Below are 24,287 nucleotides of genomic sequence, written 5' to 3' on the forward strand. Positions count from 1 at the left end.
CAAAAATTTGTATTAGGAGGCAAGCAACGATGATGCAAACACCGTTACGCTGGGGGATTTTAGGCTGTGCAAATATAGCTAAACATGCGGTCATTCCTGGTATACAGCAATCGCAAAATAATGAAGTAGTTGCAATCGCTAGCCGTTCATTAGCGACAGCTCAGCTAACTGCTGCACAATTAAACATTGCTACTGCCTATGGCAGCTATGAGGAGTTATTACAGGACAACAATATTGATGCTGTATATATCCCATTGCCCAATCATCTACATAAGGAATGGACAATTAAAGCAGCTAATGCAGGGAAACATGTATTATGTGAAAAACCGATTGCGCTTACAGCAGATGAATCTTTGGAAATGATTACAGCCTGTAAAGCTGCTGACGTGCATTTAGCAGAAGCTTTTATGTATCGTCACCATCCGCGATACCAGCTACTGAAGCAAATGATTGCGGAAGGAGTAATCGGTGAAATTCGTGCGATCCGGGGCAGTTTCACATTTAATAATTCTGCTGATCTTGAAAATGTACGATACAAACAAGCATGGGGCGGTGGATCGGTTTATGATGTGGGCTGTTATCCAATTACCGCTGCGCGATTAATATTAGAACAAGAGCCAGAAGCTGTAACAGCACATGCTTTCTTCTCGTCTGAGCATGATAATGTCGATATGATGACTAGCGGATTAATCGAATTTCCTAATGGGGTAGCGTTAAGCTTCGATTGCGGAATGTGGGCTGGAGAGCGAAACACACTAGAAATAGTTGGTTCAACCGGTTATATAACTGTGCCTAATGCTTTTATCTGCAGTCGTGACGATGGCTGGTCCTTTTACGTTCATTCTAAGGACGATGTGCAAAAAATCTCCGTTCCGCTTATTAACCAATATGCCAAGCAAGTAGACGATTTTGCCGCTGTTGTCTATAAGCAAGCTTCACCGCTCGTAGCTAGCGATGATCCATACAAAAACATGAAAATAATTGATGCTGTTCTTCGTTCAGCCCGTACGCGCACTCGCGTTGAACTGCTATAGAATCATAAAGGAGCCAAATAACATGGAATACATTCATATTCAAGGGGTCAGCAAACCGATTTCCAGATTAATTAAAGGAAGCGATTACTTTTTTCACGATAAATACGAGCTAGTCGCAGACAATCTAGATGCTTACTTTGCAATTGGCGGTAATACAATCGATACTGCACATATTTACAGCAACGGTGAAAGTGAAGAAGTGATCGGAAAATACATTAAAGAACGTGGTAATCGGGATAAATGGGTTATTTTGACCAAAGGTGCCCATCCGAGCAATGGCCAATCAAAAGTCAATCAGAAAGATATCGAGGCTGACCTTGCCAGCAGTTTTCAGCGCCTACAAACGGATTATATTGATATGTTTGCGTTACATCGTGATGACACGTCCGTACCAGTAAGTGAAATTATTGATTGCCTGAATAAATATATTGCTGCTGGTCGTATTGGAGCGATTGGCGTATCAAACTGGTCGATTGCTAGAATTATTGAAGCTAATCAGTATGCAGCGCAGAACGGATTAGTCGGCTTTACGTTCAATAGTCCTAATTTAAGTCTTGCCAAGCCAAATGAGCCTTTCTGGCCTGATTGCGTCTCTATTGATAAGGAGTCTAGCAAATGGCATGAACAAACGCAAATGCCTGTACTTTCTTGGTCATCACAAGCGAGAGGATTTTTTTCTGGCCGCTATTCACCAGAAGTTACAGACAATCTAGATATGGTACGAGTATTTTATAGTGAGGAAAATTGGGAGAGATTTAGACGTGCTGAACAGCTTGCTCAAGAAAAAGGCTTTACTACAATTCAAATAGCTCTTGCCTATGTTTTAAATCAACCATATCCAACCTGTGCAATTATTGGGGCGCAAAAGCGCTCGAATCTGCTGTCATGCGATGAAGGCGCTCGTATTAAATTAACTGCAGAAGAAATTGATTGGCTTAATTTAACGACTTAAGCAGCGAATTAGAGCGCTTTTATTGTCGCTAATAAAGAGTTTGCATCCTCATAGAATTATTGTTGCAATTTCTTTATTAGCGACTCATTTACTTGAACGTTCTAGTTCTTGCTCTTTTACAGCTACCTTATTAAATTTAATCCTGATGTCTAGCCATAATGATTGTATTATAGTACTTGCCATCTGCGTGCAATCTATCTTTTCTTAAAATCCCTTCAATTTCAAACCTATGTTTTTTGTACAGCTCAATCGCTTTTTTATTTGTTTCTACGACAGTAAGCGTTATTTTCTTTATTCCGTTGCAATCTGCCCACTGGATACATTGCTCTAAAAGATTACTGCCTATTCGATAGCCCCAGTAGTCTTTAAGTATACATACACCAAATTCAACCTTATGTAAAAATCTCCGTAAGTCGCTTCCTTGGCATCTGGCGAAACCTACTAACCTGCCTTCCACCTCTGCGACTAAAAAAAGATGATTAACCTTTTCAGTATCCGTTTTAATAAGCTGTACAAAACCAGCTTCATCTATATATCCTTCCCCTTGTACTCTATCCAAAAACTCGGTTTCTCCATCAATGGTACAGCGCAATTTTGGTAATTGTTTAGCATCATTTACTATCGCATTTCTAATCGTATAATTTAATCCTTTAACCGTATAGCTTTGAGCAATTGATTGCAAATTGATTTCCCTTCCCTCTTGTGAACTGGTTTTGATAATACAATAGCAATTGTTTTCTTACATGACAAATAAAAAAGTTAGGTGAGAACTCACCTAACTTTCATTTACCTACAGTTCATTTACCTATAGAATGATTGCAATTAATCCGCCTGAGCCTTCATTAATGATACGTCCTAATGTTTCTTGCAGTTTGTAGCGAGCAGTGTCTGGCATCATCGCAATTTTGCCTTGAATGCCTTCGCGTACGATATTATGCAACGATCTTCCAAAAATATCGGATTCCCAAATTTTTATCGGATCGTTTTCAAAATCTTGCATTAAGTATCGAACAAGCTCCTCACTTTGTTTCTCAGTACCAATAATTGGCGCAAACTCAGACTCAACATCGACTCTAATCATATGAATAGATGGTGCAGTCGCCTTTAATCGTACACCAAAGCGCGAGCCTTGACGGATTAGCTCTGGTTCATCTAGAGCCATTTCAGCAAGCGTTGGAGCAGCAATACCATAACCGGTTGTTTTCACCATTTCTAGCGCCTCAGCAAAGCGATCATATTCTTTCTTCGCATGGGCAAATTCCTGCATTAATGACAACAAATGATCCTTGCCGCGAATTTCAACTCCAACAACTTCCATTAAAATTTGATCATATAATTCGTCTGGAGCATATAGATCTATTTCCGCGACACCTTGACCAAGATCCATACCGCTTAAGCCAGCACGACTAATAAAATCATATTGCATAAATTGTTGTACAACATGATCTACATCGCGCAATCTGCGGATGTCTTTTACTGTGTCGCGCACACTATTTTCAAAGTTAGTACGCAGCCAGTGTCCTTCTTTAAGTACCATTACCCAGCTAGGAAGATTTACATTCACTTCATGTACTGGGAATTCATACAATACTTCACGTAAGACAGCTAGACCTTCTTCTTCATTCATTGTTGCTACGCTTAAAGCAATTACAGGAATATCATATTTTTCTTGTAACTCTTGACGAAGTGCTTGAGTTTCTTCACTGCGAGGCTTAGTAGAGTTCACGATAAGCACGAAAGGCTTACCAACCTCTTTAAGCTCTGCAACGACTCGCTCCTCTGCCTCGATATAAGAGCTACGCGGAATTTCAGCGATTGTACCATCAGTAGTTACTACAACCCCTAATGTGGAATGCTCTTGAATTACTTTTCGTGTACCGATCTCTGCTGCTTCTTGGAATGGAATCGCCTCATCAAACCAAGGCGTAGTAATCATACGTGGTCCATTCTCATCCTCATAGCCCTTTGCCCCATCGACTGCATAGCCAACGCAATCTACTAATCTGACATTGACCTCCAAGCCTTCAGATACACGAAGTTGTACTGCTTGATTTGGAACAAATTTAGGCTCGGTTGTCATAATTGTCTTACCAGCAGCGCTTTGTGGCAATTCGTCAATTGCTCGGACTCTTTCTGACTCTACTGGAATGTTGGGAAGTACGACAGTCTCCATAAATTTTTTTATGAAGGTTGATTTTCCTGTACGGACTGCACCGACGACTCCGAGGTAAATATCCCCGCCAGTTCTTTCGGCAATGTCCTTAAAAATATCTACTTTATTCACTGAATATCCCCTCCCAATTGATTTTCCGGTTCGCCGCTATCCACCGGACAAAAGGGCAGGCCAGCGACGCAACTCGTACATACTTATTGGACTTGTAATATCTTATGTCCACTTTGTCCAAATATTCCGATAGCTTTGTATTTTTATTTTTTAAGCTAATCTTCAAGTCTGAACGATATGTACCACTCTAAGGATATATTCATTGAGAGGAGATATTATGATAGGTTGCAGTAAAAAAGTGATAAAAAATCTAATATATTTAACGTTATTCGTAAGGTACAGGTTCTCCGTTTTCAAATTTATATTTTGGAGATTTTACAGGCACATATTCACTCTTTAACACTAATACATGGCGCCAATCATCATAAGCATCCTCAGCCAGCTCAGGTAAAGCCAGCTTCGCCTGATAAATATCGCTTGCATGGTCGATATAAACTGTTCCATTTTCGCTAATCATAATTTGAGCAATACTTCCGGAATAGAGGCTATGCAGCTCTGGTGTCTTCATCTTAAGCGCTTTGTAGTCAATTCCATAAAAACCATCATAAAGCTGATCAGCAAACGGAAACTTACCAGTATTAGCTTTATATTCATCAACTGTGCGCTGAATATCTATAATTTTTTGCGATAAATAAATACTTTGTGCTTTAACAACTGGCTCTGTCTCCTCATTTAATATTAGGAAATAAAAATTTCCTCCCCCTTCAAATGAAGAGCTAGGCAACATTTCGAGATAACCTTCCCTTTTCAGCAAATCAAAATTAACACGAAACTTTTCAAAGCGATCAACTGAATCATCACTATTAATAATTGGCAATATAGATTTATCCTCCATATATTGGTCAATTGCACCTTGCACGTTGCGAATCGCCTCTTTGGAAACAAAGTCGCGCGGCGAAGAATCGGTTTGCGGATATAAACAACCCGATAAAACAACAAGCAGCATAGCGGTTAATGTTACTTTATATAGTTGAAATATTTTTTTCTTCTCTTTCATTTCGATTTCTCCTACCATAAAGAATCCTCGTCTTGCTGACGCGCTAATTGCTTTGCTATAGCAGCGCGAAAAGGGTCAGGAGGAAGCTGAACAATTGTTTTTCCGTGCTGTAAAATAGTTTGACAAGCTAATCTAGTCCCATTACACTCCAAGCCTGCAAGCTTGCGGCGCTCATTATCTTTCATTGGTGCGAGATTGCTCCAATCTTCGATAATTACTTTACACATAAAGCAAGCTGCATTTCCACCGCAACGAGTTACAATTGCTACTCCTGCTTTGCGTGCTGCTTGTAGCACAGTTGTACCTGCTCGAACCTTTGTGGAACGATCGATCGGTAAAAAAGTAACTTCAGCGTCCATTGGCAGCCCCCTCACATTATGTACTTGACAATCATTTTGTGTTTCTCTCTTGTTCTAAAGTTTTCGCACTTACTATAAACAATTAAAAATACGTTTTATTTTTTGCAACAATCACTGCATCGTCACTAATAACTACTGCCTGGCAGCCTAAACGATATCCTTGCTCAAACTCCTCCGGCTCCAAGCGATCCCATTCCACATCAGTAATATCATCTAAATACTCTGCGCCTTCAGTAATAAGACAACGACATCTAGCACATGTTCCTCTAGTGCAAGAAAAACTCCAATCCACCTTGTGCTTTATCGCATGATCGAGCAGGGTTAACCCTTTCTCCGCTTCAACTTTTTTTGTTATGCTACGTCCAATTAATTCAATCAATGTTAATCTTCACCGCTTTCTATAACGGATGTTGTAATTAAATAATAGAAATAACGCCAAGAATAAATCCGATTATCAAACTTATGAATGCAAAAAACGATAGGATAAATTTAATAACTCCTTTTGTTTTGTAACGCGCAAAAGTAATTAAAAACGCAGCAATTGCCATCAAGCCGATGCCAATTAATGATACCCACATTTTTGTCATTGAATCCATGAATTCTTATTCCCCTATTCTATTATGTAATAATTACACGACTATTATAGCATCAGCTTTCTATTGTGACAAAGAATGCTGTTAATAGCTTGCGAGTTCTTCGTAAGTAGCTTCTTTATTGTCACTGCAAAAAAAAGGGATGTATAGAGTGCTAGCTTGATTGCTAGTCCCTATACATCCCCGTATTACAGTAATAGACTTACTTCATCATTAACTTCATTAAATTTTCTAGGTTGGACGTACTTACACCGCTTGATTGAATCGTTTTTGTTATTTCATTTAACTTTGCATCAGATAGCTTTATATTTGCCATATCAGCTACACGTTTAATTAATTTTTTTAATTCCGCCTCATTTTCTAACGTGTTTGGCTGAACCGTGCTAGCTATTTTTCCAACCGAAGTAGCCGAAATGTTCTTTCCTGTTTTTCGCTTAATGGCGCCTAGTACATCTTTGGACAAATCCTTCGACATGCTCTTACCTCCCAACTCTGTTTATCATGCGCACAATAATGGCGACGCATAGTTCTGTACATCATATGTGGAGATAAGCTTTATCGTTACATATCTACTGCCTAACGATTCATCTCATTCGTTCTTGTACGACCCATTAATACTTCGATCGCTCGTTCAAGTGGTTGCTTATTAAACAGCACTTCATATAACTGCTCTGTTATCGGCATCTCAATGCCATACTGATTAGCGAGCTCATGTGCAGCACGTGTTGTTTTTACTCCTTCAACAACCATTCCCATACGCTCGAGTACAATATCAAGCGGAGTGCCGTCTGCAAGCATATATCCTGCACGCCAATTTCGGCTATGCTGACTTGTCGCTGTAACAACCAAATCGCCAACCCCTGCTAAACCAATAAAGGTTAAAGGATTTGCCCCCATAGCTACACCTAAACGCGAAATTTCAGCTAATCCTCTTGTAAGTAATGCTGCTCTAGCGTTATCACCAAGTTGAAGTCCGCTAATCAATCCTGCAGCAAGTGCAATTATGTTTTTCAAAGCACCAGCAACTTCGATGCCTACGACATCATTATTGGTATATACGCGAAAAGCGTTGTTCATAAAGATCTCCTGGACTTTTTCTGCTATATCAGCCTGCTCCGCTGCCACAACTACTGTAGTTGGCAGCTTAAGAATAACTTCTTCAGCATGTGAAGGTCCAGAAATAACTGCAATTTCGGATTGCGCTCGGCCTAATTCCTCAGCTAAGACGACTGACATCCGCTTTAAAGTTTGCGGTTCAAAGCCCTTAGTCGCATGAACAACGATACTATCTTTGCTAAGATAAGGAGCTGCTGCCTGGGCAACCTGTCTCATCGCACTTGACGGTGCAACAAATAAAGTCAGCTTTGCTCCATGCAACGCTTCCTTCATATCTGTTGTCGCAGTAATATTAGGTGGCAATACACGTCCAGGCAAATATTTTTCATTATGATGCTGCGTACTAATCTCCTTAGCTTGCGCTTCAGTACGTGTCCACATCGTTACCTCATAGTGATTACATGCGAGTACATAAGCAAGTGCAGTTCCCCAGCTACCAGCTACAATTACTGCAACTTTACCTTTTTCGTGTGGCTTCTGCATGCACTAAGCTCCTTTCTTGCTACCTATCTTATTCTCTGTCCCATTCCACAATTTTACAATATTTGAACGATGACGAATAAAGGCAAAGATGCAGATAATAACTGTACCGATAAAATTCGCCCAATTAAATTGCAGAATAAGTACAAAGATTGGAGTCAAGAATGTAAACAGCAAAGATCCAAGTGAAACATAACGAGTAAAAACAATGCTTAAAATCGCAATAATCCCTGCAATAAGCGCAGGAATGAAGACAAGGATAGAGAGCACTCCAATTGCGGTTGCAATCCCTTTACCACCTTTAAATTTAAACCAAATCGGCCAATTATGACCAATAATAGCTGCTAAACCACATAATACCGGCATCCAGTCGCCATCAGAAACAGCCCAAGCTAACGCTACACTTCCCATTCCTTTCAGTAGATCTAGTGCAAGAACAAGAATCGCAGGACCTAATCCAAGCACACGTAAAGTGTTCGTTGCTCCAGCATTGCCGCTTCCATGATTACGTATGTCAATTCCTTTAAATAGTTTTGCAATCACGATACTAAAAGAAATTGATCCAACGAGATAACTAACGATTATCGCAACAATTGATAACAATGTGCTCTCCCCTAATCTTGATCAGATTTTTTACGTGAAAAGATGCGCACCGGCGTACCTTCAAAATCAAAGGCTGCTCGTATTTTATTTTCCAGATAGCGTTCATAGGAGAAATGCATCAATTCAGGATCATTTACAAAACATACAATAGTTGGTGGTTTTGTTGCCACCTGCGTTACGTAATTAATCCGTAGACGTTTACCTTTATCAGTAGGAGCAGGATTCATCGCTACAGCATCAGATACAACGTCATTTAGCAGATGAGTTGGAATACGTATCGCATGCTGCTCAGATACATGGTTAATAACAGGAAGCAGTTTATGTAATCTAAGTTTTGTTTTGGCAGATAAAAATACGACAGGTGCATATGTCATAAACAAAAACTGCTCACGAATACTGTTTGTGAAATGCTGCATTGTTTTATCATCTTTTTCAACGACATCCCATTTATTAACAACAAAAATGGACGCTTTTCCAGCTTCATGGGCATAGCCGGCAATATGCTTGTCCTGCTCAATAATCCCTTCCTCACCGTTTATAACGATAAGACAAACATCAGCGCGTTCAATTGCCTTCATCGCACGCATAACACTATATTTTTCCGTTGATTCGTACACTTTGCCGCGCTTACGCATACCTGCTGTGTCGATTAAAACATACTTTTGTCCGTCCACTTCAAATGGGGTATCGATCGCATCACGCGTTGTTCCCGCAATATTGCTAACAATAACGCGTTCTTCACCAAGCAAAGCGTTGACCAGTGAAGATTTTCCGACATTCGGACGACCGATTAATGCAACCTTAATAACATCTTCTTCATACTCATCATCCTCTGGTTCAGGCAGCAATGAAGTGGCTGCTTCTAGCAAATCCCCAATTCCTAAACCATGTGCCCCAGAGATTGCAACTGGCTCGCCAAAACCAAGTCCATAAAACTCATAGATTTCCTCTTGACGGTTTTCATTATCCACCTTGTTTACCGCAAGCACAACCGGTTTTTTAGAGCGATATAACATTTGCGCTACTTCCTCATCGGCATGAGTAATACCAGTCTTCGCATCCGTCATAAAAATGATGACATCTGCTTCAGCAATAGCAAGCTCTGCTTGCATTTTTACTGAACGCATAATTTCATCATCACCATCAATTTCAATACCACCTGTATCAATAATACTAAATGGCTTGTTATTCCATTCAGCAGTACCATATAAGCGATCACGTGTAACACCAGGTTTATCTTCAACAATTGCCAGTCGATCCCCAATAATGCGGTTAAAAATCGTTGATTTTCCCACATTAGGTCTTCCGACGATTGCAATAACAGGTCTAGCCATACAGTAAATTCCTCCTCAATCTGTTCGCATGAAGTAGCCAAAACGACTTTCATACTTCGTAACCCATCATAGCAAAAAAGTGTGAAAATGGCTAACTTTTCATTCTATTGCTTAGTAATTGGACAATAAATTGTGTACCTTTATGCAGCATTCCCAGCAATAGTTTTACTAGCACAATGCTTGCCAGGGCTAACACAATAAAATCCCACCATGGCAGGTTAGCTACTTTTGCGCTATATTCTCCGCGCTGCTGCCACATTAGTAATAGCTCAGTTAAGCTAGTCCCCCAAAATAAAATAAGTATGAGCTCAGTAACGTTAAGCCCAATAAGACTGAGCAAAATTCCACTTACTAGCGGTAATTGCCAGCTTGAAAAAGTTGCTTCTGCCCATGGAGAAATCATCATTAATGCTCTTATCATTGTTAAAGCTAGCGCTAATGCTACTGTATATAACATAATTAACTTTGCATCAAACTGGGGTCTAGTTAACATCCAATAACAAAATAATAAAATATTAATTAATACAAAGGAAGCATTTAGCAGTAAACTAGTCTGTCCTAATTTGAACTGAAAATTCCATCCTTCACCAACTGTTAGCCAAATTATCAAAAGCGAGGGCAGCAAAATGAATAAGTTCATTTGCTTATTAAGCCAGCTGCTCCACCCCGTTAACAGCAAAATGATGAGCATAATGGTAACAAGCGCTGTCCAATAACCGTCTATCATAGCGATCACCCCTACATAATATGTACGAATAATCGCGGAATTATTGCATTACAAGCAAAAAGCCTCAAAGCTGGTAAGTTCCTCCACCAGTTTGAGGCTTTAACACAAGAGAAAAGACTATTTAAGCTGGCTAAGTTTATCACCAAAACGCTCTGCCAAAGAGTAGCTCATATTCGAACCGTTTAAGCTTACAGCAGAATTATTGATTTCCTTCAAGTCAGGAATTTCATCTGCTTCTTCTTGAGCTGGAGCCTCTTGCGTAGCTTTAATACTCAAGCTTACACGTTTGTCAGCAGGATTAAATTCAAGAATTTTAACTTCAACCTCTTGACCTTCTTTAACAACCTCATAAGGAGAGTTAACATGACGATGAGCAAGCTGAGAAATGTGAACTAAGCCTTCCACACCAGGAGCAATTTCAACAAATGCACCAAATGTTGTGATACGTTTTACTTTACCAGTTACAACATCATCAACTTTAAATTGACCAGCAGCTTTTTCCCAAGGACCAGGTTGTGCTGCTTTAATGGAAAGGCTAACTTTGCCTTTATCAGCTTCTACTTTTAATACTTTAACTTTAACTTCTTGACCAACAGACACGACATCAGCAGGATCTTTTACATGCTCCCAAGCAAGTTCAGAAACATGCACTAGACCATCTACGCCGCCAAGATCGACGAATGCACCAAATGGTGTAACACGTTGAACTGTTGCAGTTAGCTCTTGTCCTACTTTAAGCTCTGCAAGCTTAGCTGCTTTAGCTTTTTCATATTCAGCCTCAAGCACATCCTTTTGGGAAAGGATAACTTTGTTATTTTCACGGTCAATTTCTTTCACGATAACACGTAAAGTGCGTCCTTTGTAATCACTAAAGTCTTCAACAAAGTGACGTTCAACCATAGATGCCGGAATAAATGCGCGTACGCCTACATCAGCAACAAGACCGCCTTTAACAACATCGGCAACAACAACTTCAAATACATCACCTTGCTCATAATGCTTTTGAATTTCATCCCAGCCTTTTTCATTGTCTACAAGACGTTTGGAAAGTGTCATCGTTTCTTTTTCGTCATTAATTGACAATACTTTTAATTCAACCTCTTGTCCAACTTGTACAACATCGGAAGCTTGTTCTACATGTACGGAGGAAAGCTCACGAAGAGGAATAATTCCATCATATTTATAACCAACGCTTACATACGCCACGTTATCTTCAATTTTAACGATAGTTCCTTTAACAGTATCGCCTTTTTTCAAATTCACCATTTGATCAAGTGCTGCTTGATTTGATTCTTCAGCTGCAGAATTTTGAACATTGATTTCTTCTGACATGAAAATAACCTCCTCAATTCGTAACCCACTAAACTATATTTTTAAGCACAATGCAACGTTTTATTTAACTTGCACTGAACATTAAAACGAATGCTCTGCTTTAAGCCGATTAATGTGCTTCATTATTTCATCCGTAACCGCTTCATAAAGATCTTCTCCTTCAGCAGCTACTACAGATTTAATATCGATCGGCTTCCCATACACAATTTTTGTGCAACGGAAAAGCTTATAGCTGCCAATAATTGCAGCTGGTACAACCACAGCATTGCTGCGAAGCGCAATCATTGCAGTTCCTTTTTTTGCGCCTGCCGTAGCATGGCGTGATCCTTCAGGAAAAATACCAACTGTATGGCCTGCTTTAAGTAAATTGATTGATGATTTGATCGCATCGATGCTAACACCTCCGCGCTTTACAGGGTATGCACCAAACGCTCTAATTAATGAACCAAATACTGGAATTCTAAACAATTCCTCTTTAGCCATAAAATGAACTCGACGTTTAATGAGCACCCCTACGGCAGGAGGATCTAATAAGCTAATATGATTAGATGCAAGAATAACTGCGCCCTCTGACGGAATATTTTCTGTTCCAATAGCTTTAAAACGAAATAATAAACGATAAAGAATTCGTAAAATAACTCTGAAAATTTTATACAGCATTTATTTGCTAACCTCCATGAGCTTGGATTGGCTTAACTTAACAATGTAAGCGATAACTTCTTCAATACTCATGTCGCTGCTATCAAGCAGTATTGCATCACTAGCTTGTACTAATGGAGCAATAGCTCTGTTCTCGTCCATCTTATCGCGCTGAGCAATTTCAGCTTCCAATTGTTCAAGAGGCACGTAGTTGCTTTCGGTTAGCTCACGATATCGTCGTCTTGCTCGCTCTTTAACAGAGGCAGTTAAGAAAATCTTCAATTCTGCATCAGGTAACACATGCGTCCCGATATCTCTGCCATCCATTACAATGCCTTTTTCTTTAGCAAGTTGTCTTTGCATTTCACCAAGCTTGCTTCGAACATGTTCATTCGCTGCATACAGCGAAACCTGATTCGTAACTTTTCTTGAACGAATCAGTTCTGTAACATCTTCATTGTTTAACAATATTTTTTGTCCTGTATCTGTAGGAGTTAACTTCAGGTCAATGTCCGCTATAAGCGAGCGCAAAGCCTCACTATCAGTAGGTTCTATTCCTTGACGCTGTGCTAGCAGCGTAACTGCTCGATACATTGCTCCAGTGTCGACGTAAATATACCCTAACTTAAGTGCTACTCCACGAGCTACTGTGCTTTTCCCAGCTCCTGCAGGACCATCAATCGCAATATTAATGCGATCAACTTTTAACAATGTCATCGTTGTGGGCAACTCCTCTCAAAATGAACCCAAACAAAAAGCAGGCAAAGCCTGCATTTGTCGATTGATATTATACCACAGTTTCCCAATGGATGCAAAACTACGGTTGTTGAAGCGGCTTTCCTTCCCAGTAGTCAGTAGGAACGATTAGCACGCGTACCACATCAAATTGCAGTAAGATTTGCAGTAGGAGCATGACTAGTAAACCTATTACGACTAGCTTAATTGCTAGCACACTATATTTGTCAATCCACTTAATATAGTCTCGTTTAAAGTTCATCTGTCCTCCTGTCTTTTCAACTAGCGATCACGAAATTGAATTTGCTTTTCAAACAAGAAACGAATAATCTTTTGTCTTTCAGTTTCAGAGATTGTTTCAAACTTCAGCATTACAACTTTATTTCCGTTTTCCAAATCTCTGTCCCTTAATACTTCTCCAACAAATTGGCTATGTTCAATTGTTCCATTCCGATGCGGAAGCAACAACCAGCAGCTCAATTTTTCTCCAATCGCAAACGGTTGATTTTTTCGTGCGACAAACGAAGCGCCGCCACCACCAATATCTGATGTTCTGAATACATAACGCTTGCCATTTTCTGCTCGCACAGCAATATCGACTTCTATATCAATACGAAAATAATTTCGACGTTGAATTGAGGTCATTTCATCTTGACTTGGTCTAGCGACAATAAATAGAGGAATTTCTGCATCCTTTTTAGCTATCACGTAAGTTTCAAAAAAATGTTTAACTCCTGTTTCCGTAATAAAATAAGCATTTAACACATTGCCTGGATGCAACAATTTCATACGACCATTTTTCGTATTTATCGGAATTTCCAGTGATAATGTTTCCTCGTCTTCGTCCGCGACCCTTGTTTTATATTCTATTTCGTCTTCGGTAACCTCGTCTTTAATTTGAAAATAAACTACTTGCGTTACTTTTGGCACTATCACAACGACTCTCCTCCTCTCGCAAGGAATATTATAGCATTTACCGAAAGGAGGAGCTATATGAACTTTCTATTCAGTTGCTTTTTGATCGGCACGACTCATTTTTTCGATCGTCTCTTCAATACCCGAATCGGCATTGATATAGATCCGATATAGCTGATTATGAATCGTTCCAGTGAATTCATAGCATAAAACTTCTTCTCCCAGCTCTCCGACAATAATAGCCATCTTTTGATCCTTAATTTTCATTTCTGGGTTTAGTGCAGCAACAGCTTGATTTAAATTAATTTTAGGTTTATTTATCTGTCGTTCACGATGATTGCTTACATATTCTGTTGCTTGAAAACCAAGCACCTCTCCGTCATCTAATGCAATTTTAATCGTGATTTTATCGGGATAGACAAGTGTAGGTCCATCGAGCTGATGTACAAAGGTAAATGTGCCTGTATGTTCATACTCATCGTAGCTGACTACGACCATGTTTTCATACCCGCGATCAGATATAAACTGCTCGGCCTTTTTTTTCGCCTGCTCGATTGTCAGTTTTGTATTTGAAACGTCGCGATAATGAGCAAAGCTTATCAACTTTCCTCCTTTTGCGGTAATAGTCAGCTTCTTATCTCCATCAGCGTCATCTTTGACATATGCTGAATATGTTGGATAGCTGCTATCTTTGCCATTTTCCTTAATTTCGATATTCGATGCGTCTGTGCCAATAAATTTAGCAGCGATCTTTGCAGCTTCCTCTGCAGTAATCGGAGTACCGCTTAACATTTTTACCGTTTTATCCATATACATACTATTAACGGCAGGTCCCCAATCTACTTCTGCATATTTAGCAGCATCATCATTTACGGTCCGTAAACTGCTAACTACTGGGTTTATCGTTTCTTTTTCATTTACTGCGAGGGCTAGTTCAACATCCATCCATCGTAAGCTACTGCTCATTATATTGTTTTGCAAATCACGAAGCTGCTTTGAAATTTGATTTGAACTATCAAAAAGTGAATGCAACGTTTTAAACTCTTCATTGCTTAATGGCTGTTTGCTTAAATCACGAACTGCCGTTTTATAAGCAAAGTTAGAGACACGTGATAATAGATTTTCTGCATTTGCGAAGGGAACATAGCTTACTGGTAATTGACTAACCGCATGCTGAGCTTCACTTGCTATTTTCCATACGTTAACAAGTCCCTTTCGATGATAATCCATAGAAGTTGAGTTAACTGCTAGTGTGTTACCAAGCTCTTCATTTAGCTTATTCACGTAATATGTCAAATCACCAAAGGCTCGTTGATAGTTATTTTCAGCCTTGAGAAGCACCGCATTTTTCTCTTGATGTTCTTGATATCCCCAATATAGCGCTCCAATAAGGCAAATTGTCATTATCGGAAACAAGATGCTACTTAGCCGTTTATACATACAAAAAGCTCCCTTCAGTCCAATCTAAATGTTAGTTTGGATTGGAGAAGGAAGCTTTATACATTGAGCGTTGAACTTTCAAGGCTAGCATTGAGCTTCAAGTAGGAAATTCTTCAAATTCAAAATTGTCCGTATTATTACAAATGCACATCTTAAAGCCAGTTTCAAATACATCTCGATCTTTTCGTCCACGTAAAATGTATTTTTCCCCGCATACAGGACAACGAATTAATACTTTTATCCTTGACACGCTTAAACCTCCTATAGCTAATTCAGGTGAATTTAGCCATAGTATAAACATAAAAATTACATTTTAACCTCATCCTTAGAACGAACATAACGAAATGGAGATTTTACATGAGCTGATCTTATTTTCGATAGACCAAATAACCAAAGCAATATCATAAATGGAATGATAGCAAAAATCCAATCATGCTCTCGCACCACAATAATCCAATCAAATAAACCATGGAGAAAAAATGGAACAATAATTGAAAATGCTAAAAAGCTGTTACGTTTCTGCTTGTTTTGTGAAAATTTAGCTCTTCCTAAATAGTACCCCATAATTACGCCAAATAACATATGGCCTGAAACAGGCAAAATTGCACGCATTAACATTGCCCCAAAATCGGCCGGCATAAAAATAGAATAGAGCAAATTTTCTGTAGTTGCGAAGCCAAGCGACAATGCACCAGCATATAAAATCCCATCGTAAGGCTCATCGAATTCAATATGATTGTAAATCAAATGGAACAAGACAAACCATTTGATAAATTCTTCAACCCCGGACGATTGAATAAATGCCATAACAAAATTACTTTCGCCCAGCCATATTTCAATGCCTCGTTGCAACACCATAATAGGCACCACAAGTAAGATACCAATTAAAAATACCTTTAGTACTAAATGAATTGGCTCCGCCTCATATTTATCTCGTAGATATAAATACGTTAGCAATGATAAGCCTGGAGCTAACGCCGCCGATAAAATGGAGAATATGAGCATTTATTTTCCTGCTTTCATCGCGTACTGAACGCGTAAATTTAATCAATATTTCAAATCATAATCGATTATAGCTATATTATAACGAATAAACAAAAAAAAGAACATTGACTTTTTTAGTCAATGTTCTTTTTGTCTGTCGCACGTATATTAGGCAAAGTGATCACAGATTTGATTAATTGCATCCTCTGACATAATCACTTTACCGTATTCTTCTAGCATAGCGAAGGTAACGGATGTGGCTTCGCCGTATTCCGCTAAAATTGCGAGCACGGAGTTATAGCTTGGTGTATCTATATCTGATGGGTCAATTGATAAAATCCATTTATTATTATAGGAATATAAGGTTCCACCTTCAGTTAGCTGAGAAGACTTTAAATTTTTACACACCGCGATGACGTGCTCAAAATCATTAAAAGAAAACATAATGATATCGCTATGCTCCATTGTTACATCGAGGTCATAAATATCATCATCTAAATCGTCTTCTTCACCAAAGCCATCGACAGAATCACTGCCGCGCTTGCCTCGTGTTACTACAACAAACATTCCTTGCGCAGGCATTGCGTAGACTTCAACTGCTAACGGTCTGCCACTTGCCTCAAAACCAAGCTCATTATAAGCCTGCTCCATAAGTTCCATAAAAAGATCATGTAGCTTAGGAGGCTCTCGTAACATGTCTTCTTTTTGGATACCCCGCTCCAACAAATCGTCGTAAGTCAGGAAAATCCTAATCTTGTCCTGACCCAGTCTTTCGATCTTCATGACAGGATCCTCCTTTGCAGCATCTAACTATAGCTCTTGTATGGAAAATCATTTTTCTGCATACATTTGCTATATGTTTACTTTAACATGTCTTGCTTGCTAATGCACTACTTTAAGTAAAAATATGTAGGCTAATAGCTTATACGTCAGCTGGGGCGATTTGTTTCATATTAATATGATATGATAAAAAATAATTATTGTTATTGCAAAATATGCATGATTCGCCCATTTTAGAATATAATAATGTGATGGAGCTGACCCATTTTGAGTCAGCTCCTTTGTTAAAGTCATAAGATTAGTTATTAATGGACTGACTTCGATTCCTTTTTAATTTCTTCAACTGCAGCTTGCAGCTCTGGATCATTTTTAATAATTCCTTCAATTATTGAAGCACTCATCACAGGATTACTTGATTTTGAATTTTGCTGTTTGCCCTGACTCATCGACTTGCTTACTGATTTCTGCGCAGATGAGTTAGCTGATGAACTAGCTGAAGAGCTTGAAGAAGCTTGCTGCTGCGACTGTGGCTGCGATTGTGCCTGTGCTTGCGGCTGGGATTGCTGGGACTGCTGCTGGGATTGCGAATTTGCTAATTTCGACACCGCAGATGAAATGATATTGCTTTGAATATCATTTATTGCCCCCTGCATCACATTTGCTACGCCTGGCTTGCGCTTCATTAACGCAAATGCACCAACCATTCCAAGCAAACCACCTACAATAAATCCCGTCATTCTCATTAGTAACACCTCGCTTGATTTATGACTTCATCAGTAGCTTGACCTGCTGATGAATAAATCATTCGAGTTAGGTTTAGGTAAAATTGATTCAGTTTTCTTGAACCGTTGAATAATAATTGTTGCCATACCACAGCAAAAATAGAACTAGTGCCACAAATAAAAAGAAAACGACATTATAATAAATTTTCGTTAACTTTGCTTTCCTAGAGGGAAATTTCTTAGTTCTTGAGGGAAGCTTCCCTTCACTTTCCTCCTCAAACTCTTTATGAATAGCATTGCCAGTCTCGTGCTGCTTATTTTTTCTAGCTCGACGACTGAACTTTTCCATTCTACTCATTGGTTCTTATTTTCCCCTCCTATACCTAATCATTAAACCCATTATAAAATCAAATAAAAAATGTGCAATTATCGGAGTCCATATACTTCCCGTTTCAATATAGATATATCCTAGTCCATAGCTGATGCTAAAAACAAGTCCAGTTGGTATCCAATGCTTTAAATAGCGTACATGAATCAGTGCAAAAACGATACTTGTCCAATAAGGTCCTATTGCATGCTGAATTGCACCGCGAAATAATAATTCTTCACAAAAGCCAACAATTAAGCAAATGACAAAAATATGCCACAGAGGTCGATTCGCGAAAATTTTTTCGTTAATTCCTCCATCATCTACCGCTTCCTCTGACACAACTTTCGACACCAATAGATCGGCCGCGACTGCTAAAAGTGCCAATCCTATGCCCCATACGATAATTGTCGACAAAGAAGTATCAATCGTTAATAATTTAATAACATTTTGCCCTTGAAAAATGACCCATAATAAACCGATAATAAAAGTAAGAGCTTGCGTAATGTATAAATTGAGTAGCAGCACCTTATCATCAAGCTGATCGACTGAGACCTGGGTTCCCATTTTAATTTGAATTCGTCCCAACCGTTGTATCTTTAATTTTATTTTGTTTTTAATTTTCGTCAAAAGTTTTTTCATGTATTACACTTCCGATCCTCGGGATTACCATTTACATAAAGGAGAAATCAAATGGATAAAAGATTCACACGTAATGCGATGTTATTTAGTACATTATTTTTAGTCATGTTAGTTTTTGCTGTAGCTGCATTTTTCTACGGGTTAAATCTTGGCAGTAAAAAAACGGAGCAAAAATATGCTCATTTGCAAGAGACAGAGACTACTTCCACCGATTATGTTTATCAACAGCAAGATCTAATCTCATTTTATTTAACTGTTTACTCGCCATATCGCGAATTTCAAAACAATTGGACATCATCATTAACTAAAATTGCAAACAACGAAATTAGCAACGTAGCTTCACTTTACAAGGAAATTGCAAGTCAAGCAAGTAAAAAAGCGGAAGAAGCTGCAAGCACCAACTTTAAAAACGCCGGCTTAATCGGTGAAGCGCAACAAAGCTACATCCGCAGCTTGAAGCAATTTGCAGAAGCTGCTGAGGCATTGCAGCGTCGCAAACCTGCAAATTATGACGAAGTTATTCAAGCATTACAAAATAATGAAGCTTATATCTCTGCTGTATCACAAGCGTTAAATGGGCAATTGCAATTCTATAGTGCTATGCATCTATGGGGGAATTCTATAGATCCGAACATTCCAAGTGAATTTGACAAAAATGTTAACGTAAAATTTGATAATTGGAATAGTAAACCGCTACTTATCAAAAATGCAATTATCGCTCATTATTTGAATGATAAGAAAATTTTCGCAGACTATTTACCTCATGATTTAACAAGCAGTATTGATTATTTTATTACTTCAGGACAAGCTGAAAGTATGAATATATCAACGGTTGACGGAGTTATTTCACTATTATTAAACACTGGTGCGGTGCGCCCAGGCGACTATAATATGTATCGCAATAAATTATACAGTGATCAGTTTTTGCCGCAAATCCCATTTTTTTATCCTAATGTAGAGTAATTTCATTGTTTGTCAACTTTGTGAGCAAAAAACAACAAAATTCGTGTTTTGCTATCGAAATGTCACGATTTATTCTGTATAGAGGCATTGATTTTCTGAGTACTCTTGCTATAGAATAAGAGTGACCGTTACGTTCGTTGATGAAACTCTCGTCCACATCTTTCATCGATGCGGTGCGAGAGTTTTGCTGTTTATATTAATTGCGATTTATTTTCGCAACCAGGAGGTAGTATTGTAATGTTTAAAGTTCTAGTATCTGATCCAATTAGCGACCAAGGTATTCAACAGCTTGTGGATGCTGAAGACATCGTTGTAGACAAAAAGACTGGTTTATCCGAAGACGAATTAGTATCCATTATTGGCGAATATGATGCACTTCTTGTTCGCAGCCAAACTACTGTAACTGAAAAGATTTTAGAAGCAGGTAAAAAATTAAAAGTTGTTGGACGAGCTGGCGTAGGCGTTGATAATATCAATCTTGAAGCAGCTACTAAACTAGGGGTAATCGTTATTAATGCTCCTGATGGAAATACGATTACAACTTGTGAGCATACTTTTGCTATGATGATGGCACTTGCTCGTCACATTCCGCAAGCTCATAAAAAATTAACTACTGAGGGTGCTTGGGATCGTAAATCTTTCCTTGGCGTTGAATTGCGCAGCAAAACACTAGGTGTTCTAGGAATGGGACGCATTGGTAGTGAAGTTGCTAAACGTGCTAAAGCTTTTGGCATGAGCATTTTGGCATACGATCCATTCTTAACTGAAGAACGTGCGCAAAAACAAGGGGTTACACTAGCTACAGTTGATGAAATTGTTCGCAATGCTGATTTTATGACTGTTCATACTCCACTAACTCCTGAGACTAAGCATATGATTGGTAAAGCTCAATTTGAAGTGATGAAACCAGGTATGCGTATTATTAACTGTGCTCGTGGCGGTATTATTGATGAAGGTGCATTGATCGAAGCAATTGATGCTGGTGTCGTTGCAGGTGCAGCGTTTGACGTATTCGAGTCTGAACCACCAAAACCTGATCATCCGTTCTTGAATCATCCAAAAATTATTGTAACTCCTCACCTTGGCGCTTCTACTGTTGAAGCTCAAGAAAATGTTGCAATTGATGTTTCAGAACAAGTATTGCATATTTTACGTAATGAGCCATTTATGAATGCCGTAAATATGCCACCAATTCCAGCAGAAGTACGTAAAGTGCTTGAGCCTTATTTTGAACTTGGAGAAAAATTAGGTAACTTTATTGCACAAAGCACTGAAGGTGCTGTAGAAGATATTACAGTAAGCTACGCTGGTGAACTTTCTGATGTTGATACTCAACCGCTAACTCGCTATATCGTTCGCGGCGTATTGTCTCACTACTTAGGCAGCGATAGCGTGAATGTTGTTAACTCTATGCATATTGCAAAACAACGTTCTGTAAATATCGTCATTAATAAATCTCGTACTTCTCAAGACTTTACAAACCTTGTAACTGTAACATTACGCACAAATAAAGAAACTCGTTCTGCTGCAGGTACGCTTCTATCTGGATATGGTGCACGTATTGTTCAAATTAACAACTACAATATTGACTTAACACCAACTGGTAACTTCATTCTTATTTCTCATAACGATAAACCGGGTATCATTGGTCGCGTTGGTACATTGCTTGGTAATAACGATGTTAACATCGCTACAATGCAGGTTGGTCGTCAAGATGAAGGCGGTCAAGCAATCATGGTATTGCGTGTTGACAAACCAGCACCTAAAGAAGTTCTTAAACAACTTACAGACCTTCCAGAACTTCTAAGCGCTAAAGAAGTAGTACTGTAAAGCTATAAATAATTAGGGATGCTTAGATAGTCTATCAGTGACTATCTGAGCATCCCTTTTTGATATATTGCATAAAAAATAAGCAAAAATGTCCTTTTCGTATGACCCTCATATGAAAAGGACATTTGTAATAACCAGTTTAATTCATACAATGTTTCACGATTAACAAGATCTATCAACTTTATCTTATTAATGTCGACGAAATCAGCAATTCACTGATTTCGTATTATCTCGATATCTAACTAACCTTGTCTGACTCCGTCGATCATCGGATGCTTTCATGAATAGCTACTGGTAATAAAATGGTGAATGTCGTACCTTGGCCAACTAAGCTGTCTACAGCAATATTCCCCTTATGCTGTTCGATAATATTTTTAACGATAGCCAGTCCAAGGCCTGTACCTGAGCTTGTACCGCGTTTACGAGCTTTATCTGCCTTGTAGAAGCGTTCAAAGATATACGGAATATCCTCCGCTGGTATACCGTGACCTTCATCTTTGATTTTAATCTGTACAAACGCTTGATGATTTAAGCTAACTTCAGATGCTTCGATAATAACTCGCTTGCCAGTATCAGTGTGACGGAAGGCGTTATCTATTAAATTCGTCATCACCTGCTCTAGCCGATCCTCATCTGCATGCTGCAATACTAGCTGATTGCTGCTTGGGATATAAATTAGTTCTATTTCACGTTCTTTCGCAAATACGCTAAACTTGCGTATAATACGCGTCATCATACTGCTGACATCAACGAGCTGATGCTTCATATTCATATAGCCCGCTTCCATCCTTGCAATATCAAGAAAATCGTTTACTAATCTTCCCATTCGAACAGACTCATCATAAATCACTTGTACTAGCTCTTGTCTTTCCTCTGGCGATGCGACAATATCGTCTAGCAATGCCTCGCTATAGCCTTGTAACATTTGCAAAGGAGTACGAATTTCATGGGAGATATTCGCAAGAAAGTCTCTGCGGATTTTATCTACCTTTTCTTCCTCCGTAACATCACGCATAACCGCTACAACCCCACGCATTTTATCACCAGACATGAGCGGAGTAAATACAACTGACCAAACAAAGCTTTGTACATGAATTTTATCCGTACAATCTTTGCCATGTCTTAATACTTGAATATAATTTTCCCTTAACGGTGCAGGCACCTTAGGAAATCTCAAGCCATCCTCAGTATTTAGCTCATCCTCAATCAATTGCCATTGCTGAAGCAGCATATGACCCTGCGGATTTGTTAAAATGACCTCGCCATTAGCATCAAACGTAATTACCGCATCACCAATACTGCGAAGCACATTGGAAAGATGATTACTTTCATGATTCAGATCATAAATAAGCTTTTCCAGCTTTTCCGTCATCTCATTAAAGGTCATTGCAAGCTGACCGATTTCGTCTGAGGATACTACTTTAACTCGAGTTGTATAGTTCCCTTTAGATATTGAAACGGCTGCATCTTTTAATTGTAAAAGCGGCTGTTGAAGCTTCGATGACAAAAAGAAAGCAAAAAACGTTGAAAGCAAAAAGCCGATAATCCCTGTAATAATAAAAAGCATTTTAATATCGTGGGCATTTTCCGAGAATGACACATCAATGTATTGCAGTAAAAAAGAGCCCAAAATGAGCAGAACTACTGCAACGAGCACCATAATCGTAACCCATAGCTTTCCGACGACACTATGATACAGTAGATTAAAAATTTTACGCAGCCACTTCATTTTATTTTGGCACCTCTAGCTTATAGCCTACACCCCATACCGTCGTAATCATACTAGCAGCTTCTGCAGATACTTTGTTAAGCTTTTCACGCAAACGTTTAACGTGTGTATCTACAGTGCGCAAATCACCGAAAAACTCATAATTCCATACATCCTTCAAAAGTTCTTCACGCGAGAATACTTTATCAGGAGAGCTTGCTAAATAGTGCAACAGCTCGTATTCCTTAGGCGTCAAACTTACTTCATGACCGCCTGCAGTTACGCGGTGCGCATCATGTTCAATAATTAAATGTGGAAACACGATGCTGTTAGAAGTATTCATTTCCTTCGTTAGGAAGGCAGTAGCGGAAGAGCGACGCAAAATTGCCTTCACGCGATAGATGACTTCTCGAGGTGAGAACGGTTTAACTACATAATCATCAGCACCTACTTCAAAGCCTTGAACACGATTCATCTCTTCCCCTTTAGCTGTTAACATAACAACTGGTGTGGATTTAACTTGACGTAATCTTGAGCAAACCTCAATTCCATCAATACCTGGAAGCATAACATCAAGCAAAATTAATGCATAATCACGATTCATAGCGAGACTTAATGCTGTTTCACCATCTTCAGCTTCCTCGATTTCATAGCCTTCTTTTTCAAGATACATTTTCAATAAGCGACGAATTCGCTCCTCATCATCGACAACTAAAATACGATTAAAAAAATCAGTCATCGTCCTCCACCT

The 24,287-nt window shown here is 38.9% G+C and carries 29 protein-coding genes; 4 read left to right on the top strand and 25 right to left on the bottom strand.

The window, feature by feature from the left end; all coding sequences use genetic code 11:
• The first annotated feature begins 32 nt into the window (after positions 1 to 32).
• On the top strand, positions 33 to 1,034 hold the full coding sequence (locus AC2TDL_RS00475; RefSeq protein ID WP_484701333.1) for a Gfo/Idh/MocA family protein: 1,002 nt from the start codon (positions 33 to 35) through the stop codon (positions 1,032 to 1,034).
• 22 nt (positions 1,035 to 1,056) lie between these two features.
• Complete coding sequence (locus tag AC2TDL_RS00480) at positions 1,057 to 1,986, top strand: aldo/keto reductase (protein WP_484698000.1); 930 nt, start codon at positions 1,057 to 1,059, stop codon at positions 1,984 to 1,986.
• A gap of 136 nt (positions 1,987 to 2,122) precedes the next feature.
• Here AC2TDL_RS00480 and AC2TDL_RS00485 read toward each other — a convergent pair whose 3' ends face one another.
• The 23 genes from AC2TDL_RS00485 to AC2TDL_RS00595 form a co-directional block, all read right to left on the bottom strand.
• Positions 2,123 to 2,668 carry a GNAT family N-acetyltransferase gene (locus AC2TDL_RS00485; RefSeq protein WP_484698002.1) on the bottom strand — a complete coding sequence of 182 codons (546 nt, stop codon included), beginning with the start codon at positions 2,666 to 2,668 and terminating at the stop codon, positions 2,123 to 2,125.
• A gap of 123 nt (positions 2,669 to 2,791) precedes the next feature.
• Complete coding sequence (spoIVA, locus tag AC2TDL_RS00490; RefSeq protein WP_484698003.1) at positions 2,792 to 4,270, bottom strand: stage IV sporulation protein A; 1,479 nt, start codon at positions 4,268 to 4,270, stop codon at positions 2,792 to 2,794.
• A gap of 265 nt (positions 4,271 to 4,535) precedes the next feature.
• Positions 4,536 to 5,267 carry a hypothetical protein gene (locus tag AC2TDL_RS00495; protein WP_484698005.1) on the bottom strand — a complete coding sequence of 244 codons (732 nt, stop codon included), beginning with the start codon at positions 5,265 to 5,267 and terminating at the stop codon, positions 4,536 to 4,538.
• Positions 5,268 to 5,278: 11 nt separating this feature from the next.
• Complete coding sequence (locus AC2TDL_RS00500; RefSeq protein ID WP_484698007.1) at positions 5,279 to 5,626, bottom strand: 2Fe-2S iron-sulfur cluster-binding protein; 348 nt, start codon at positions 5,624 to 5,626, stop codon at positions 5,279 to 5,281.
• Positions 5,627 to 5,708: 82 nt separating this feature from the next.
• Entirely contained in the window at positions 5,709 to 6,005 is a 297-nt protein-coding gene (locus AC2TDL_RS00505) for a 2Fe-2S iron-sulfur cluster-binding protein (RefSeq protein ID WP_484698009.1), read from the bottom strand.
• Between the two features lie 37 nt (positions 6,006 to 6,042).
• Entirely contained in the window at positions 6,043 to 6,222 is a 180-nt protein-coding gene (locus AC2TDL_RS00510) for a DUF2768 family protein (protein WP_484698011.1), read from the bottom strand.
• Between the two features lie 199 nt (positions 6,223 to 6,421).
• The gene (locus AC2TDL_RS00515; RefSeq protein WP_484698013.1) at positions 6,422 to 6,694 is read right to left on the bottom strand and encodes a stage VI sporulation protein F; all 273 of its coding nucleotides are present in this window, start codon (positions 6,692 to 6,694) and stop codon (positions 6,422 to 6,424) included.
• Between the two features lie 101 nt (positions 6,695 to 6,795).
• Entirely contained in the window at positions 6,796 to 7,818 is a 1,023-nt protein-coding gene (locus AC2TDL_RS00520; RefSeq protein WP_484698014.1) for an NAD(P)H-dependent glycerol-3-phosphate dehydrogenase, read from the bottom strand.
• Positions 7,819 to 7,821: 3 nt separating this feature from the next.
• Positions 7,822 to 8,418, bottom strand: a complete 597-nt coding sequence (gene plsY / locus AC2TDL_RS00525; protein WP_484698015.1) for a glycerol-3-phosphate 1-O-acyltransferase PlsY — start codon at positions 8,416 to 8,418, stop codon at positions 7,822 to 7,824.
• 11 nt (positions 8,419 to 8,429) lie between these two features.
• Positions 8,430 to 9,752, bottom strand: a complete 1,323-nt coding sequence (gene der, locus AC2TDL_RS00530; RefSeq protein ID WP_484698017.1) for a ribosome biogenesis GTPase Der — start codon at positions 9,750 to 9,752, stop codon at positions 8,430 to 8,432.
• Positions 9,753 to 9,843: 91 nt separating this feature from the next.
• Positions 9,844 to 10,479 carry a hypothetical protein gene (locus tag AC2TDL_RS00535; protein WP_484698018.1) on the bottom strand — a complete coding sequence of 212 codons (636 nt, stop codon included), beginning with the start codon at positions 10,477 to 10,479 and terminating at the stop codon, positions 9,844 to 9,846.
• Between the two features lie 117 nt (positions 10,480 to 10,596).
• Positions 10,597 to 11,811 (bottom strand): 30S ribosomal protein S1, encoded by a 1,215-nt coding sequence (gene rpsA, locus AC2TDL_RS00540; protein ID WP_484698019.1) that lies wholly within the window; start codon positions 11,809 to 11,811, stop codon positions 10,597 to 10,599.
• Positions 11,812 to 11,892: 81 nt separating this feature from the next.
• Positions 11,893 to 12,471, bottom strand: coding sequence for a lysophospholipid acyltransferase family protein (locus AC2TDL_RS00545; protein ID WP_484698020.1), 579 nt, complete (start codon positions 12,469 to 12,471; stop codon positions 11,893 to 11,895).
• Complete coding sequence (gene cmk, locus AC2TDL_RS00550; protein WP_484698021.1) at positions 12,472 to 13,167, bottom strand: (d)CMP kinase; 696 nt, start codon at positions 13,165 to 13,167, stop codon at positions 12,472 to 12,474.
• Positions 13,168 to 13,267: 100 nt separating this feature from the next.
• Positions 13,268 to 13,447 carry a hypothetical protein gene (locus AC2TDL_RS00555; protein WP_484698022.1) on the bottom strand — a complete coding sequence of 60 codons (180 nt, stop codon included), beginning with the start codon at positions 13,445 to 13,447 and terminating at the stop codon, positions 13,268 to 13,270.
• A 20-nt stretch (positions 13,448 to 13,467) separates the two neighbouring features.
• Positions 13,468 to 14,121: a flagellar brake protein gene (locus AC2TDL_RS00560; RefSeq protein ID WP_484698023.1), complete on the bottom strand. Its 654-nt coding sequence runs from the start codon at positions 14,119 to 14,121 to the stop codon at positions 13,468 to 13,470.
• A 66-nt stretch (positions 14,122 to 14,187) separates the two neighbouring features.
• Positions 14,188 to 15,540 carry a germination protein YpeB gene (gene ypeB / locus AC2TDL_RS00565; RefSeq protein ID WP_484698024.1) on the bottom strand — a complete coding sequence of 451 codons (1,353 nt, stop codon included), beginning with the start codon at positions 15,538 to 15,540 and terminating at the stop codon, positions 14,188 to 14,190.
• A gap of 97 nt (positions 15,541 to 15,637) precedes the next feature.
• The gene (locus AC2TDL_RS00570) at positions 15,638 to 15,790 is read right to left on the bottom strand and encodes a hypothetical protein (protein ID WP_484698026.1); all 153 of its coding nucleotides are present in this window, start codon (positions 15,788 to 15,790) and stop codon (positions 15,638 to 15,640) included.
• Between the two features lie 56 nt (positions 15,791 to 15,846).
• Complete coding sequence (prsW, locus tag AC2TDL_RS00575; protein WP_484698027.1) at positions 15,847 to 16,545, bottom strand: glutamic-type intramembrane protease PrsW; 699 nt, start codon at positions 16,543 to 16,545, stop codon at positions 15,847 to 15,849.
• Between the two features lie 147 nt (positions 16,546 to 16,692).
• The gene (locus tag AC2TDL_RS00580; RefSeq protein ID WP_484698028.1) at positions 16,693 to 17,307 is read right to left on the bottom strand and encodes a genetic competence negative regulator; all 615 of its coding nucleotides are present in this window, start codon (positions 17,305 to 17,307) and stop codon (positions 16,693 to 16,695) included.
• Positions 17,308 to 17,609: 302 nt separating this feature from the next.
• Positions 17,610 to 18,041, bottom strand: coding sequence for a hypothetical protein (locus AC2TDL_RS00585; RefSeq protein ID WP_484698029.1), 432 nt, complete (start codon positions 18,039 to 18,041; stop codon positions 17,610 to 17,612).
• A gap of 94 nt (positions 18,042 to 18,135) precedes the next feature.
• Positions 18,136 to 18,384 (bottom strand): hypothetical protein, encoded by a 249-nt coding sequence (locus AC2TDL_RS00590; protein ID WP_484698030.1) that lies wholly within the window; start codon positions 18,382 to 18,384, stop codon positions 18,136 to 18,138.
• Positions 18,385 to 18,390: 6 nt separating this feature from the next.
• A complete protein-coding gene (locus AC2TDL_RS00595; RefSeq protein WP_484701335.1) occupies positions 18,391 to 18,960 on the bottom strand; it encodes a CPBP family intramembrane glutamic endopeptidase in 570 nt (189 codons plus the stop codon).
• 126 nt (positions 18,961 to 19,086) lie between these two features.
• Between AC2TDL_RS00595 and AC2TDL_RS00600 the strand changes: the two genes are divergently transcribed.
• Together AC2TDL_RS00600 and serA are read left to right on the top strand one after the other, a co-directional pair.
• Positions 19,087 to 19,998, top strand: coding sequence for a hypothetical protein (locus tag AC2TDL_RS00600; RefSeq protein ID WP_484698031.1), 912 nt, complete (start codon positions 19,087 to 19,089; stop codon positions 19,996 to 19,998).
• A 237-nt stretch (positions 19,999 to 20,235) separates the two neighbouring features.
• Complete coding sequence (serA, locus tag AC2TDL_RS00605; RefSeq protein ID WP_484698033.1) at positions 20,236 to 21,828, top strand: phosphoglycerate dehydrogenase; 1,593 nt, start codon at positions 20,236 to 20,238, stop codon at positions 21,826 to 21,828.
• A gap of 265 nt (positions 21,829 to 22,093) precedes the next feature.
• On the opposite strand, the gene AC2TDL_RS00610 is transcribed toward serA, so the two are convergent.
• Positions 22,094 to 23,557, bottom strand: coding sequence for a HAMP domain-containing sensor histidine kinase (locus tag AC2TDL_RS00610; RefSeq protein ID WP_484698034.1), 1,464 nt, complete (start codon positions 23,555 to 23,557; stop codon positions 22,094 to 22,096).
• 1 nt (position 23,558) lies between these two features.
• Positions 23,559 to 24,275 (bottom strand): response regulator transcription factor, encoded by a 717-nt coding sequence (locus tag AC2TDL_RS00615; RefSeq protein ID WP_484698036.1) that lies wholly within the window; start codon positions 24,273 to 24,275, stop codon positions 23,559 to 23,561.
• Positions 24,276 to 24,287 lie beyond the last annotated feature (12 nt).

The sequence above is a fragment of the Paenibacillus sp. plas6 genome (genome assembly GCF_057221655.1).

Excerpts from the sequence above, each read along its gene's own strand:
- AC2TDL_RS00475 (WP_484701333.1), top strand. The coding sequence starts at position 33 with ATGCAAACACCGTTACGCTGGGGGATTTTAGGCTGTGCAAATATAGCT.
- AC2TDL_RS00480 (WP_484698000.1), top strand. The coding sequence starts at position 1,057 with ATGGAATACATTCATATTCAAGGGGTCAGCAAACCGATTTCCAGATTA.
- AC2TDL_RS00495 (WP_484698005.1), bottom strand. The coding sequence starts at position 5,267 with ATGAAAGAGAAGAAAAAAATATTTCAACTATATAAAGTAACATTAACC.
- AC2TDL_RS00500 (WP_484698007.1), bottom strand. The coding sequence starts at position 5,626 with ATGGACGCTGAAGTTACTTTTTTACCGATCGATCGTTCCACAAAGGTT.
- AC2TDL_RS00510 (WP_484698011.1), bottom strand. The coding sequence starts at position 6,222 with ATGGATTCAATGACAAAAATGTGGGTATCATTAATTGGCATCGGCTTG.
- AC2TDL_RS00515 (WP_484698013.1), bottom strand. The coding sequence starts at position 6,694 with ATGTCGAAGGATTTGTCCAAAGATGTACTAGGCGCCATTAAGCGAAAA.
- AC2TDL_RS00520 (WP_484698014.1), bottom strand. The coding sequence starts at position 7,818 with ATGCAGAAGCCACACGAAAAAGGTAAAGTTGCAGTAATTGTAGCTGGT.
- der (WP_484698017.1), bottom strand. The coding sequence starts at position 9,752 with ATGGCTAGACCTGTTATTGCAATCGTCGGAAGACCTAATGTGGGAAAA.
- AC2TDL_RS00535 (WP_484698018.1), bottom strand. The coding sequence starts at position 10,479 with ATGATAGACGGTTATTGGACAGCGCTTGTTACCATTATGCTCATCATT.
- rpsA (WP_484698019.1), bottom strand. The coding sequence starts at position 11,811 with ATGTCAGAAGAAATCAATGTTCAAAATTCTGCAGCTGAAGAATCAAAT.
- AC2TDL_RS00545 (WP_484698020.1), bottom strand. The coding sequence starts at position 12,471 with ATGCTGTATAAAATTTTCAGAGTTATTTTACGAATTCTTTATCGTTTA.
- cmk (WP_484698021.1), bottom strand. The coding sequence starts at position 13,167 with ATGACATTGTTAAAAGTTGATCGCATTAATATTGCGATTGATGGTCCT.
- AC2TDL_RS00555 (WP_484698022.1), bottom strand. The coding sequence starts at position 13,447 with ATGAACTTTAAACGAGACTATATTAAGTGGATTGACAAATATAGTGTG.
- ypeB (WP_484698024.1), bottom strand. The coding sequence starts at position 15,540 with ATGTATAAACGGCTAAGTAGCATCTTGTTTCCGATAATGACAATTTGC.
- prsW (WP_484698027.1), bottom strand. The coding sequence starts at position 16,545 with ATGCTCATATTCTCCATTTTATCGGCGGCGTTAGCTCCAGGCTTATCA.
- AC2TDL_RS00580 (WP_484698028.1), bottom strand. The coding sequence starts at position 17,307 with ATGAAGATCGAAAGACTGGGTCAGGACAAGATTAGGATTTTCCTGACT.
- AC2TDL_RS00585 (WP_484698029.1), bottom strand. The coding sequence starts at position 18,041 with ATGACGGGATTTATTGTAGGTGGTTTGCTTGGAATGGTTGGTGCATTT.
- AC2TDL_RS00590 (WP_484698030.1), bottom strand. The coding sequence starts at position 18,384 with ATGAGTAGAATGGAAAAGTTCAGTCGTCGAGCTAGAAAAAATAAGCAG.
- AC2TDL_RS00595 (WP_484701335.1), bottom strand. The coding sequence starts at position 18,960 with ATGGGAACCCAGGTCTCAGTCGATCAGCTTGATGATAAGGTGCTGCTA.
- AC2TDL_RS00600 (WP_484698031.1), top strand. The coding sequence starts at position 19,087 with ATGGATAAAAGATTCACACGTAATGCGATGTTATTTAGTACATTATTT.
- serA (WP_484698033.1), top strand. The coding sequence starts at position 20,236 with ATGTTTAAAGTTCTAGTATCTGATCCAATTAGCGACCAAGGTATTCAA.
- AC2TDL_RS00610 (WP_484698034.1), bottom strand. The coding sequence starts at position 23,557 with ATGAAGTGGCTGCGTAAAATTTTTAATCTACTGTATCATAGTGTCGTC.
- AC2TDL_RS00615 (WP_484698036.1), bottom strand. The coding sequence starts at position 24,275 with ATGACTGATTTTTTTAATCGTATTTTAGTTGTCGATGATGAGGAGCGA.